Annotated in this window: 12 protein-coding genes; 11 read left to right on the top strand and 1 reads right to left on the bottom strand. The window is 45.2% G+C overall.

The window, feature by feature from the left end:
* Positions 1-38: 38 nt before the first annotated feature.
* The 3 genes from CRG97_RS15850 to CRG97_RS15840 all read left to right on the top strand — a co-directional run bounded on the left by CRG97_RS15850 (position 39) and on the right by CRG97_RS15840 (position 1760).
* A complete protein-coding gene (locus CRG97_RS15850) occupies positions 39-665 on the top strand; it encodes a type 1 glutamine amidotransferase family protein (RefSeq protein ID WP_098744705.1) in 627 nt (208 codons plus the stop codon).
* A gap of 386 nt (positions 666-1051) precedes the next feature.
* A complete protein-coding gene (locus CRG97_RS15845) occupies positions 1052-1276 on the top strand; it encodes a dihydrofolate reductase family protein (RefSeq protein WP_237566422.1) in 225 nt (74 codons plus the stop codon).
* Complete coding sequence (locus CRG97_RS15840; protein WP_098744703.1) at positions 1233-1760, top strand: TetR/AcrR family transcriptional regulator; 528 nt, start codon at positions 1233-1235, stop codon at positions 1758-1760. The genes CRG97_RS15845 and CRG97_RS15840 overlap by 44 nt, the downstream gene beginning before the upstream one ends.
* Before the next feature lie 443 nt (positions 1761-2203).
* On the opposite strand, the gene CRG97_RS15835 is transcribed toward CRG97_RS15840, so the two are convergent.
* On the bottom strand, positions 2204-2755 hold the full coding sequence (locus tag CRG97_RS15835; protein WP_202618935.1) for a TetR/AcrR family transcriptional regulator: 552 nt from the start codon (positions 2753-2755) through the stop codon (positions 2204-2206).
* A 163-nt stretch (positions 2756-2918) separates the two neighbouring features.
* On the opposite strand from CRG97_RS15835, the gene CRG97_RS15830 reads away from it, so the two are divergent.
* From CRG97_RS15830 to CRG97_RS15805, 8 genes are all read left to right on the top strand, one after another.
* Positions 2919-3845: a ketopantoate reductase family protein gene (locus CRG97_RS15830; protein ID WP_098744697.1), complete on the top strand. Its 927-nt coding sequence runs from the start codon at positions 2919-2921 to the stop codon at positions 3843-3845.
* A gap of 313 nt (positions 3846-4158) precedes the next feature.
* Positions 4159-4521, top strand: coding sequence for an NIPSNAP family protein (locus tag CRG97_RS15825; protein WP_098744694.1), 363 nt, complete (start codon positions 4159-4161; stop codon positions 4519-4521).
* The gene (locus tag CRG97_RS34215) at positions 4493-4771 is read left to right on the top strand and encodes a S26 family signal peptidase (RefSeq protein ID WP_397330379.1); all 279 of its coding nucleotides are present in this window, start codon (positions 4493-4495) and stop codon (positions 4769-4771) included. The genes CRG97_RS15825 and CRG97_RS34215 overlap by 29 nt, the downstream gene beginning before the upstream one ends.
* Positions 4765-4875 carry a S26 family signal peptidase gene (locus CRG97_RS34210; RefSeq protein WP_397330380.1) on the top strand — a complete coding sequence of 37 codons (111 nt, stop codon included), beginning with the start codon at positions 4765-4767 and terminating at the stop codon, positions 4873-4875. Before CRG97_RS34215 ends, CRG97_RS34210 begins: the two co-directional genes overlap by 7 nt.
* 811 nt (positions 4876-5686) lie before the next feature.
* Positions 5687-6421 (top strand): hypothetical protein, encoded by a 735-nt coding sequence (locus CRG97_RS15820; RefSeq protein ID WP_098744692.1) that lies wholly within the window; start codon positions 5687-5689, stop codon positions 6419-6421.
* Positions 6422-6783: 362 nt separating this feature from the next.
* On the top strand, positions 6784-7305 hold the full coding sequence (locus CRG97_RS33085) for a hypothetical protein (RefSeq protein WP_098744689.1): 522 nt from the start codon (positions 6784-6786) through the stop codon (positions 7303-7305).
* Positions 7306-7728: 423 nt separating this feature from the next.
* On the top strand, positions 7729-7929 hold the full coding sequence (locus tag CRG97_RS15810; RefSeq protein ID WP_153047499.1) for a hypothetical protein: 201 nt from the start codon (positions 7729-7731) through the stop codon (positions 7927-7929).
* Positions 7930-8843: 914 nt separating this feature from the next.
* Positions 8844-13154, top strand: coding sequence for a discoidin domain-containing protein (locus tag CRG97_RS15805; protein ID WP_098744684.1), 4311 nt, complete (start codon positions 8844-8846; stop codon positions 13152-13154).
* The last annotated feature ends 23 nt before the right edge of the window (positions 13155-13177 follow it).

Below are 13177 nucleotides of genomic sequence, written 5' to 3'. Positions count from 1 at the left end.
GTATCACTTGATGAATTGTAAAATAAGGAGAACTTGCAATGAATAATACGGTATATCTTTATGTGTTTGACACAATGGCAGACTGGGAAATAGGCTACTTAACTGCCGAACTGAACTCGGGAAGATATTATAAAAAGGGGCTGGCCCCATCAAAAATAGTTACCGTGGGAATTGATAAGACTCCAGTAACTACAATGGGCGGATTGAAAATACTGCCTGACATCAAATTGGAAGAGTGCAGCATTGAAAGATCAGATCTATTGATTTTACCCGGTGGAGATACATGGACAGAAACCATTCACCACCCCCTCTTAAAAATCGCTGAGAGGTGTTTAAGGGAAGGTATATGGGTTGCAGCGATTTGTGGTGCTACAATGGGACTTGCCCAGACAGGATTGCTGAATTCACGTGGGCATACAAGCAATGATCTGGAATACCTTAAAATGATCTGTCCCACTTATACAGGAGAAAAGTATTACAAAATGGAGTCTGCTGTAACTGATGGAAAACTGATCACAGCATCTGGAATAGCTCCGTTGGAATTTTCTGCACACATCTTGAAAGCTTTGGATGTGTTTTCTCCAAAAACATTAGACGCCTGGTATAGCCTTAATAAGACTAGTGATTCTAAATATTACTATGAGTTGATGAATTCAATACAATGAAGGTATCAGCATTTAAGGAGGAGTAAAAATGACTGAAAGCATAACATGAGTAACAATGTGACTTAAAATATTCGTTCCACAGGAATTCTAACGGAGTACGATAGTTAAGCATAAAGGGTTCCACATATTAGTCATGTATAATATGTGGAACCCTTTATTATATCTGACTTTCCTAAATCTAGGTCTTGATAAACTCGGAAAATAATGTTGTAGACTGACTAAGCTTCGTTAAGCTAAAGTTGTATTCGGTCGGGCTGTGCACATTAGCAATCCATGAGAAACCGGGCATGCTGTTGGATGATAAAATGTACATAGAGGAGGCTGCATATGGAACGTGTAATCCTGATGATGAATGTGCAAGAAAACCAGGGAGGAGAGTCAGTCGCATGGCAAAGATTGTTTTTGCGTTGAACCAGTCTCTGGACGGGTTCGTCGACCATATGGCATTTCAGCCCGACCCCGTGCTATTCCGTCATTTCATCGAAGACGTCCGCGGTCTGACGGGTATCCTGTACGGGCGCCGCATGTACGAGACCATGCGGTATTGGGACGGAGACCATTTTGAATATGAGGCTAATGTCAGAAAAGGAATTCGAGAGCATAACGATTAATCAAATTGCGGCAGAAGCGAATGTCAATCGAGGAACGGTGTATCTGCATTTCGATGACAAGTACGATCTGCGCGAGCAATGCATAGCAGCTGAGATTAACCAGTTGCTTCGACATTGTATGTCTGGAGATGACCTGGTTCAGCTTCCTTCCAAAACCGCACTACTTCACACTTTTGAATATTTGGAGCAGCATGCTTCTTTCTACTCGATTATGCTGAAGAGCAAGGGAAGCATGGTATTTCGAAACCAAATGGAGACCATGTTCAGAAAAAGTCTGATTGAACATCTGGATTCAATCAATCTCGATCAGGACAGGAACAGGGACATTACAGTACAATTTTTAATTTCAGCATCAGTGGGTGTATTGGAATGGTGGATTATCCGTTCGATGCCGTATCCGCCATCCGTCATGGTTGAACAATTTTGGAATTTGCTGAACCGAGTTGTCGAAGGACACGAACATCGTTCCATTGGAAGTCGCTAATTTGGCGGCTTCTTTTGTGTTTTCTTATGTTTGAGAGGATACAGCCAAGAGAAAGAAAGAGATTGATTCATTATTAGAAGAACTTTTTGAAGATTAAGTTGAGGAACCTATAATAAATTGTCGGTGGACAAGAACATAATCCCATAAGAACCCGCGTCCTGCGCGGGTTTTCTGTTTTAAGGGACCCAGTTCTTGACCTTGGCTCAGGACAAGAACTGGGTCCCATTGCCGAAAATGGACAAGAACATGGTACTATTGCCGATTTGATAAATATCTACCTGGGAAAGGTGGGGCTCTTTTGAGTGATAAACTAGACTGGATTAGGATCAAAAAAACTTCAGTCCTCGGAAGTATTTCAACTGGCTGTAAACCCGTTTGAAAATGTAAATATTAAATTAATTTCAAAACTTTTATGCAGGTATCACACTTCAAATTTAATTCGTTTACCATAGCTGCAGCCTTGCTTCCAAAATTCTAGCCATCTGTTCAACCATCTCTTCTGGCGTATATGGCATAGATTGGACGACCCACCACTCAATCAACCCCGTAATGGAAACGGACAAGAATTGCGCCAATACATCCTTGTGGATACCGGTTTCTAGCTTCATTTGGTTCACCACCAAGGTGATATTCGCTTCAATCATCTGTGTCATACGGTGTCTGAATGTCGGAATACCTTTATTGGTAATCAAAACGCCATAGATTTCTGCATGCTCTTTCAGATACGTGAACGCACGAATCAGCAGGTCCCGGGACAGTTCATTGGTTGGCCCATCCTCCGGCACACAACTGTCAGCAAGCATCATCAGATACGTTTCCACGCTCTGTTCCAGCAGGTCATATTTGTCTGTAAAATGCAAATAGATCGTTCCGCGGTTGACATTGGCCCGATCCGCAATACCTTGAATGGTGACCCTCTCAAATTCCTGCTCTCCCAACAGCCCAATGAACGCTTGCATAATCATTTGTCTTGATCGCACGATGCGCCGATCCATGGTTTTCCTCTCTTTCCTGAACACATCCAGCATTCGTTGTTCATTTCTCAACAGAAACGAAAGCAATTAGCCATTGCACCTGCATCCGTTCCAATGATATCTTGATTGTAATACACAGGTGTTATATATTCAACAACTGTTAATTATAAAAGGAGGGATAATATTGAATATACTTGTGTACGGTGCAGGTGTGCAGGGAAGCTATCTGGCACATGTCCTAGTAAAGGGCGGTCATGACGTGACTGTGTTGGCAAGAGGAAAGCGAGCGGAGGAACTGGAAAAGGAGGGACTGGTCATTCGGCATTACCTTCAGCGCAAGACAACTGTTGATCGGGTTCGTGTAATTCGTAGACTAGAGTCAGGTGACGCGTATGACTTGATCTTCGTCATGATGAAATATTCGGATTTCGGGGCTGTGCTACCGATCCTCGCAGAAAACGTTAGCCGTCATATCGTATTGGTCGGCAACAATATGAATACCTACGCCATGCAGGACCATTTGAGTAAACATGGACAGTCGCCTAAACAGGTCGCTTTTGGATTCCAAGCTACCGCAGGTACACGTACCGACGGACGAGTCATTTGCATTCGTGGCGGCCATGGGGAGATGGTCATCGGGGGTCTGGACGGTCCCGTTCCGTTTCGCTCCCTGCTGGAGCAAGCATTCATGCCAACCAAGTACAAGCTCAGTTACCATGATCAGATCGATGCCTGGCTGAAAAACCACATGGTGCTGGTCGTGCCCATGAACATGGTCATTCTGTTCCATAGCTTCCAGATGAAACAGGTTGTCCGTGACGACAGGCGAATGCGTCAGTTAGTGGCGGCGATGGGAGAGGGCTTCCGTGTACTTGAATCATTGGGGTACCCGTTAACCCCTGCGAAGCAGGCGTCTTGGATTACCGGCTATCCAAACTTAATCCGCTGGGCGTTGAAGATTTTCTTCATGCTTCCGGTTAGCGGGTTGATTGATGGGACAGCAGTTGAGCTCACAGCCTTGAATGAGGACTTTGCCGAATGGAGGGCAAGGTCGGATGTGCCTACGCCAAACTGGAATGCGTTAGAGACAGATTGGCTAATTCAATCATAGTCACTGCTGCAAGCCGTGTGATATATCGTGAAGAGTGATTTCGGGAAGTGTTGAAGCACTTACAGGGCCGTACTTACGGCCTGTCTTTCCGGTAGAGAGTGAGAAGAACATTGTACTATTGCCGAAAAGGACAAGAACATGAGCCGATTCCCGATTAGATGAGTATCTAACTATTTTCCCATGCAATTTCATTAAGCTAACGGGCAGTTTAGCTTAACAATGTTGTAAGTCCCAGGATTGTTTTAACAGGGATATATAGTTCAATGCAGAATAAATATTTTGTTACATTTCGAGCAAAGGGGAAGATAAAGAAATGATATATCGAAGAAAGTCATACAAAATTGATTCAAAAAGAATAGATGAATTTAATCATTTATTTAATGAATATCTTTTACCTACACAACTCAAATATGGGGCAAGTTTAGTTGGTCGGTGGATGACGGAAGAAATCGAAGGTGTTATTGAAGTCTTTGCGATTTGGGAATATAAGAGTCTCGAGGAATATCAAAATATAGAAAACCAGGTTAAAGGTGATGAAGAGCATGTTAAACGCGTACGGAATCAACATGAGGAACTAAGAATACGCGGAGAAAACCTCTTAAAGGAAGCACCAAAAGAAGACTTTTTATTGAGTACAGTACCTAGGAATAAAACGATACTATCCAACTTTTCATAAAAAACAATTCGGGCTTCCTGGAGAAAAAGTAAAAATTGAAAAAGGACAAATCTATATTAATGGGAAATTGCTTGATACCTTTTATGGAAGAGCACATCGACTAGGTAGTGATATTGATAGTCTGAAACAATCTTTAGAGAATATTGATTTAAAAGATCACATCCGAAAAAACATCGAAAATATAGTGAATTATTTTGAAGAATTAACTATGAAGGAAATTGAGATCCCTGAGACAGCGTTTATATTGTAGGTGATGATTGGTTTCGCAGTAATGATAGCAGATTCTTTGGGCCAATATCGATAGACAATATTGAAGGGAAAGTATTGGGGGTAATAGCGGTTCAAAGGCGATAAGATATTCAGCTAACGGAACACGTTAGTTGAATAAAGACAAGACGGCAGCTGGCCACAGAAATCGTTGGCAATTTTTCATCGAGGTAACAGGCGGATAAGTTGAAGTAATAATGAAAAAAGAGGGAATTTAACGGGGGAATTACTCTCAGTAAAGAGTGTTTTGGAAGTCCAAATAGTCTATCAGTCAAAAAAACGGAAGCAGTACAAGTTAATCCATATATATTTTGAGAGGATTTCCTTTAACTCTAAGGGAGTATATGATGTTAGCGTAGCATTGCTGTCACCTGAAATGAGAATTGATTTCGAGTATATGAATAGGCGAATGTTTAGACATGTAAGGTTATTAGGAGAAAAGTTAGAAGCATTGCCAATACCTAGAGCGCCGGTAATTCCATCTAGGGAAGAAATTAATATCATTAAACTTCATATGGAAAAAAATATCCGTCATTATTAAGCAACGATCCAAAGTTTATCGAATATTCTTTAATGCTTATATCAAACCACATTAAGAAGATCGAAAGAATGAAAAAGTCGCATCCTAATTGAACTCTTGATAAATTCCGGTAGTCCGGTGGCAAGAATGAGATAGGGATTTAATCAATTTAATTACGCATAACTAACTGGTTGAGGGACAAGAACATGGTCCCATAATAAGTCGCTATATTAGCGGCTTTTTTTGTATTCAACGAAACTAAAAAATTTCTGCACAAACCGTATTGACATTATTAAACTACAGTTGTAGTATTGATTTACAACTACAACTGTAGTTTTTAAAAATAAAAATTAAATTATAGGAGAGGAGCATTACCAAATGAAAGCAGCAACGAAAGTAGCAATCGCGACACTAAGCAGCATTTTATTAATGGGTTCTTCCGTAAGCCTCGTGGCGAAGGCGCAATCCTACGAGAAATCCCAAGCAGCCGCTGTTAAAAAAACAGCCGAAGCAGCCAAGCCTATATCTGCTGAGGAAAAAAAGTTTATCGAACAAGAGATCCAGAGAGTGAAGAAGTTGACCCAAGAGTCGGGTGATATGTATGTCCTGTATCATAAGTACCCAAAATTAAATAGCGGATTTGATATTAGCTATTGGGGAGGGATACATGAATTCACTACATACGAGGACTACTTGAATAAAGCTTCAACCCTTAAGGGATCCATTCTGAAGCAGCCTGCCAACTTGCCGGAGGGATATAAGTTTTCCAAAGCGAGAATTGAAGGTCCAACCGAAGGAAAGTTCCTTGATGAAGTAAGGGCCGAAGGCAAGGAGAGCGGAAAACCCATCTACGCGAAAAAGATAGACTGGAAAGAGGCGGCAACCATTCGTCTAGAATATACGAATGGGAAAGACACGCTGGCCATTTCAAAATTTACGTTGGACTCAGAGGGAAGTATGAAGAAAGGGTTCTTTGAGGATGACTTCCCGGCGCATATCTATCCAAAATACGTTTTTTGGCATGAAGGCGGCTTTGAATACAGCATTTCAACCACATGGGATATGTCCAAGGAACAGAAGATCGATATTCTGAAAGCAGCGGTGGAAAAATAACGTTTTTAATCAGCTATTTTGCACGGGTAAGCCCATGCAGTCCTGGAAATAGGATTGCATGGGTTATTTTATGGATCATGATTTCTTGTAAATTGACACAAAAGCCCCCTTATGTTCAACGGAAGTGACACAAATCCCCCCTTGTAATCAACGGTAGGGTGTTTCACACTTTTTTAGAAGGCTTGTCTAATGACACAAAAGTGTCTACATTTGTTGAAGCTGAAAAGCCTGACTTATCAGGCTTTTTTATTTTTATGTAGTCAAAGTTGTGTCATGAAAAAATGCACAAAAGTGACCACATTGTTGGAATTTGACACAAATAAGACTACATTATAGATAAGACGTTATACCGAGGGGGAATTGTGATTAAAGTTGATTTAAAAATTCTAGTTTTGATTATTGGTATATTCTTAATTTCATCATACTTAATTGGATGTACAATGAATAAGGAATCAAGTGGGGAAACAAAGATTTTCGAAATTGCCAATACAGAAGAGGTCTTTGGTAAAAAGTATGAAGAAATGGTGACTGTTAGAAAGCACTATATGATTCTAAATCCACCTAAGGATTTAATACAATTGAAAGAATTAGTTGAAAAATACAGTAAGGATCATCCAGTTGAAGGCGAAATTAAAATAATAGAAGGAAAAAACCGGATTTTTTATATGTACTTCTATAGGGAAAGCAAGGATTTTCCAAGAGACTGGCAGCCCGATGAAAGCTACATGAATACAGATCGGATAGAACATCATAAGCATGATCTGATTACATCAATAATTTGGTCAGATGTAGACTCACAAAAAGAATACTATAGTTATGACAAAAGTAAGGAAGGGAAGGTAATTAAGAGAATGCATTTTATTGAGGATCAGCTTGTTGAATGATACACTATCCATACACTAAAATATAAAACAGATATGCAGCAGGTTACAATCTATACCGTGATGGCCAGTTGATATATTAAATGTGGCTTTATTTATCCTTGTAGATGTCACATATTCTCAGCTCCTTGCGTTTAGCGATCATATAGAATTACTGTAACACGGCTGAACGGAGACGACAGAGAAACTTATTTGTCGAAGGACAAGAACATAGTTCCATAGAAAGTCGCTAATTTAGCGGCTTTTTTGTTTTATCGGTACAAGTTCTTGTCCCGAGCCAAGGACAAGAACTTGTACCGATTGCCGTAAAGGACAAGAACATGAGCCGATTACCGATTAGATAAGCGTCTAACTATGTTTCCATGCAATTTCATTAAGGTAACGGGCAGGATTACTCACCAATCTGAATTGATTGAAGAATCGCTTGTGAAAGATACATTAAAACTGGCTTATGTTGCGTTAAGCAGACCGCGCTATTTCGCAGGCGTAGCGATGCATAAAGAAAATGTTTCGGATGAAACCATTTTGGTCGCAGCAAGACATGGTTGGAGGATCGTAAAAGTTGAAGAGGCATACGAATCCCTTTCAGAGGAGTTGTCGCATCTGACTTTACAATCCGTTAATTGATTTTGGAGAAAAAACTATTTGAAGTGCATATCAAGCTGTCTATATGCCATGAGACACAATTCTAATCCGACTTATTATGTCGTCCGACGAGCTGCTGGATAACTAATGGGGACGAATTGGGGACGAACTTAGTCCCCAACCATCAAAATGCATCTGATAAGACCTTTAAGATAACTGTGAAAACCTAGACAGGGAAAGGCTTCAGCAGTTTTAATCGGATCTCATCGGAAAGCAGTTCTATCGCTGGCAGCGATGAGGTCAGGGGTTCGATCCCCCTAGGCTCCACCAAAATGCCGATAAACCCTTAAGTAAAAAGGGTTTTTTATTTTTGTTTCTCTCTGTACGTTTCGGTTTTTGCGTTCGTAACATTTTTGGCTTGTGTCCTCACTTCTTGAAATTTTTTAGGCGTGGCCACACATTTGGTCACACTAAGATATTTTTTGGCGGCGTTGCGACTTTTTCGGAAGCGAGCATGCTCCGTTCAGACCATTATGTTTCCTTAAAGCAAAGCAACCGCCCTGTCCTCTGTCGAAGGCAGGGCGGTTCAATTTGTTCTGCTCCGAATACTCCGCTGAAAGGCGGTCAGAAGCTTGAAGGCGAATTATTGAATCGTCGTTGACGATTCAGAATTGGAATCGAACAAGCTGCTCGAATGCGTTTCTTTATGCGTCTTAAACCCGAATTATATAAAGGAATATTTCAAACTGACGGAACCTATAGAAGGATTCGATATTCCATATAGCCTTGATTCACCGTAGAAGGCCAAATGTCCACATTTGTATATGCAATGTAAACACATGTATATCGATGCTTCATTGCCCTCTACTTATAATGAAGTTGCCGCAGCAAATAGCATGGAAGGTCATGCGGGTTGCTTGTGGTAATTCGTGCAAATTACAACGGGAGGGATATTCGTGGGTTTACGGCAGAGGGTTATTTTTTTAGTCATATTTGTTACCGCTTTCATAATGGTGACCACCCCTTCGGAGAGGTCCAATGCCGCAACAGGGAATATGGCTCTAGGGAAGACGGCTTATTCGTCGTCGAACGAAGTGGATTTTTTCGGACCTGAGAAAGCGGTCGATGGGGGCACCGAAAATGCAAGCCGCTGGTCTTCGGAAAGAACGGACGATCAGTGGTTTTACGTTGATCTGGGCGAGCCTGTAGAAATCGGAAGAGTAATCATCAACTGGCAGACTCCGGCGGAGCAATATCAAATTCTCGTATCCGACGATGCGGTATCCTGGCGGAACGTATTCGCGGACAACCGCGTGCTCGTCGCGTCCGGGCCGGGTGAAGATACGATCGATTTCGAGCCGACAGTGGCGCAATACGTCAAGTTTCAAGGGGAGACGCGACGTCCTATTGAGGGCGTTTATTACGGATACTCCTTCTGGGAATTCGAGGTATACAAAGGCAGACCGCAACTGCAGCCAATAATGGACGCGGTGAAAAACAGCATCGTCGTCTCCGAAGGGGATACCCTGCTGAATCTGCCCGCTGTACCGGAAGGTTATACGCTGACGCTGGTGAACACGGACAGCTTGCCGGTGATCGACCTGCAGGGCAATATTCATGCGCCGCTTGTCGATACTCAGGTTCAGCTACTGCTGCAAATCCAGAGCGACAGCGATCCGACATATCTCTTAACGGATAATGCGCTAGTCACCGTACCCGGTCTCTACGAGCAGACGAGCGATCGGAACCCGGAGCCGCGCGTCATTCCTTCTTTGCGTGAGTGGCTGGGCGCAACCGGCGAGTTCCGCTTGTCGGACAAATCCAAAATCGTCATTCGCGCAGATGATGAAGCGGCTCTGCGGGGGACGGCTGACATTTTGCAGCAGGACTTATTGGATTTAACGAAGTTCTCACTGACAGTTGAGGTTGGTTCTCCTCAAGAGGGAGATATCTATTTGATGCTGGATGCCGCGCAAGCGGGATTGGGGAAAGAGGGATATGAGCTGAATATCGGCGAGTATGCTTCTGTTGCTGCGTCCGAGCAGACGGGAGTCATGTTCGGCACGAGAACGATCTTGCAGCTGCTCGGCCACGCTGCCGATCATAAGGCGATGCCTAAGGGGCAATCGCGCGATTATCCGAAATACCCAGATCGGGGCTTTATGCTCGATGTGGGCCGCAAGTTTTATACGATCGAGTTTTTGCAGGACTATGTCAAGCTGATGTCCTACTATAAGATGAACCGGTTCCAGATTCACCTGAACGATGATGTCGGCGATGTCGGTTACTTCCGTCTGGAGAGCGAGAAATTTCCGGGAGTGACGAGCAAGGACGGCTATTATACGAAGCAGCAATTCAGAGACCTGCAGCTGCTTGGGATGGAATACGGCGTAAACGTCGTGCCGGAAATTGATACGCCGGGCCACTCCGGCGCGTTCATCGCCTACGATTCTCGATTGGGCAGCAACAATCAGCTGGATATCAATCGTCCAGAGACGCTCGACTTCATTAAAGCACTCTTTGACGAGTATCTCGACGGCAGCAATCCGACCTTCGTCGGCCCGGATGTGCACGTCGGCACGGATGAATATTTCGGCGACGACAAGGAGGCGTTCCGCAGGTACGTGGATATGCTCCTTAACCACATTAACAGCAAAGGCAAACGCGCCCGTCTATGGGGCAGTCTGTCCGCATACGACGGCACGACGCCGGTCAGCAACAATGCGACGATGGACATCTGGTATGAACCGTACGGAAGCGCTCAGCAGGCCGTGGAGCTCGGCTACGATATTATCAATACCAATACCAATTTGCTCTACATCGTTCCGCAGCTGTACCGCAGCTATTTGAATTACGATTTTATTTACAACGAGTGGGAGCCTAACGATTGGCTGGAGACGATGCTTCCTTATGCGCATCCGCAGGTCAAAGGCGGCATGTTCGCGCTCTGGAACGATGTGTCCGTAGAGAAAGGCGTATCCATGGCGGACTCGCATCAGCGGATCTTGCCTTCCATGCAAGTGCTGGCGGAAAAGCTGTGGAGAGGCAACCGCATCGATCGGAACTTCGCAAGCTTCCAGGCGGATGCCGCAAGGTACGTGGACCCGCCGGGTGTTCATCAGTCACACAAGCTTCAAATCGACAATGAGCGGCATCTCGTGCTGGATTATACCTTCGACGAAGGCTTCGCGGACCGTTCGGGGAACGGCTTTGACGGCAACGCGGTGAATGCAGGCACAGAGAAGGGAATCTACGGTCAAGCCGTGAGGCTAAACGGCGGGGCCAGCTACGTGGAAACGCCGCTTCGCACGCTTGGTTTCGGCTGGACGATGTCCATGTGGATCAAACCGGACGCTTACAACCCGCAAGGAGTTGTGCTGCTGGAATCTCCGGACGGACAGCTGAAATACAACATTGGGGGCAGCGGCAAAATCGCCATCACAAAAGAAAATTACGTCAGCGAATTCAATTATAAGCTGCCGACCGATCGCTGGACCCATGTCAATATGATCGGCGACGACACGGGGACCTCCATCTTCATTAACGGCAGTGAATATACGGCTACTCTCAAAGACGGCTCCAAGCTGGAAACATTCGTTCTGCCGGTAGCCAAAATCGGCAGCGAAACGAATGCTTTTAAAGGCTTGATTGACGAACTCATCGTAAGGAACACCTACTTGGACCTGCATGGAAATCTGGCTTTGCATAAGCAAGCTGAATCCTCGCAACCGGAATCCTCGTCCTACACGGCGGATAAAGCGGTGGACGGCAGAGGGGATACCAGATGGTCCAGCGATTGGGTGGACGATACCTGGTTCATGGTGGATCTAGGTGAAGTGAAGAACATTGATGCTGTATCTATTTTGTGGCAAACGGCTTATGGTTCGAAGTACCGCATTCTCGTGTCCGAGGACAAGGAGAACTGGACGAACGTTGTGAAAGACAACAACGGGGAGATTAACGGAAAGCCGGGACGAGTCGTGACTACCTTCCAGAGCACGCCAGCCAGATACGTGAAGTTCGAAGGCGTGTCCAGAGCTACTATGTTCGGCTATTCCTTTGAGGAATTTGAAGTATACGGCGAGGAATATAAACTCGGCAATCTACGGCCGATTATCGACCTGTTGACGGCTATCGAGGCCGACAAGCTTGTGGAGGACAATTACTCTCCTGAGGGCTGGGCACAGCTTCAGCAAGCGATTGGGCAAACGACTGCGGCTATTCAAACCGCCCAGCTGTCTCGTCCTGAGGCCGAACAGGCGTATGCAGGGCTGAGCGTTGCGCGTGATCGTCTAACGATCGAAGACGTAATGGGTCTGATCGAGCTTAATGTAAACGGAAGTATCGCATCCAACCTTTACCTCCCGCAGAAAGGGCAGCTCGGTACGCGCATCGTCTGGAGCAGCTCAAAACCCGACTACCTGAATGCGAATGGACAGTTGTTGAAACGTCCATCAAGCGGGTCAGGCGACATGGAGGTCGTGCTGACCGCGACGATCAGCAAGGGAGCTGCATCCGCGGAGAAAACGTTCAAGATCAAAATCAAAGCGCTGCCTGGCTCCGGCGGCGGAGGATGGGTTCCGACTCCAGTAACTCCTGATCCGGAAAAAGGCCAAAACGGCGGTTCGAATCCGGGAGGTGAAGATCCAGGCAATGGCAATGAGAACGGCAGCGGCAACGGCGGGGAGTCCGGCGGATCGACAACGGTTCGGCTGAACGATATTGCGAGCCATTGGGCAGAAGCGTCCATCAAACGGGCGGTTGAGCTTGGATTCGTAGCGGGCTACACCGACAAGACGTTCAAGCCGAATAAGACGGTCAGCAGAGACGAATTCGTCGTCATGCTGGTCAAAGCGTTGAAGCTGCAAGGTGCGAACAGTTCGCTGGACTTCGCGGACGCAGGTTCGATTCAAACCTGGGCGAAGCCTTATATTGCGCAAGCCTTGGAATCCGGCCTGATCAGCGGCTATGCGGATGGGACATTCCGACCGAAGGTTTCGATTAGTCGAGCAGAACTGGCAGCAATGATTGTTCGCGGCTTGGGTCTGAAGACTGCGGAAGGGCATGAGCTCTCTTACGCGGACGCGGATCAAATCCCGGCTTGGGCGAAGCCGTACGTGGCAGCAGCCCAGGAGGCGGGAGTGATGAACGGTCGCGGGGACAACCGGTTCGCGCCGGCCGCCTCGGCGACGAGAGCTGAAGCAGTGACCGTTATTCTGAATATGCTTGATGCGCTTGCGGAGTTGAAGGAACAGGAGCAGAACTAATTATGCATAGAAAGAGAGCGTGA

It is taken from the genome of Paenibacillus sp. EZ-K15 (genome assembly GCF_002573715.1).
Classification (GTDB): Bacteria; Bacillota; Bacilli; order Paenibacillales; family Paenibacillaceae; genus Paenibacillus_AQ.
Note: the sequence above shows the minus strand (reverse complement) of the source record. Positions and strands in the feature narration are given on the sequence as shown.

Coding starts and splice junctions, on each gene's coding strand:
- CRG97_RS15820 (WP_098744692.1), top strand. CDS start 5,687: ATGAAAGCAGCAACGAAAGTAGCAATCGCGACACTAAGCAGCATTTTA.
- CRG97_RS15835 (WP_202618935.1), bottom strand. CDS start 2,755: ATGGATCGGCGCATCGTGCGATCAAGACAAATGATTATGCAAGCGTTC.
- CRG97_RS15845 (WP_237566422.1), top strand. CDS start 1,052: ATGGCAAAGATTGTTTTTGCGTTGAACCAGTCTCTGGACGGGTTCGTC.
- CRG97_RS15840 (WP_098744703.1), top strand. CDS start 1,233: ATGAGGCTAATGTCAGAAAAGGAATTCGAGAGCATAACGATTAATCAA.
- CRG97_RS15825 (WP_098744694.1), top strand. CDS start 4,159: ATGATATATCGAAGAAAGTCATACAAAATTGATTCAAAAAGAATAGAT.
- CRG97_RS15850 (WP_098744705.1), top strand. CDS start 39: ATGAATAATACGGTATATCTTTATGTGTTTGACACAATGGCAGACTGG.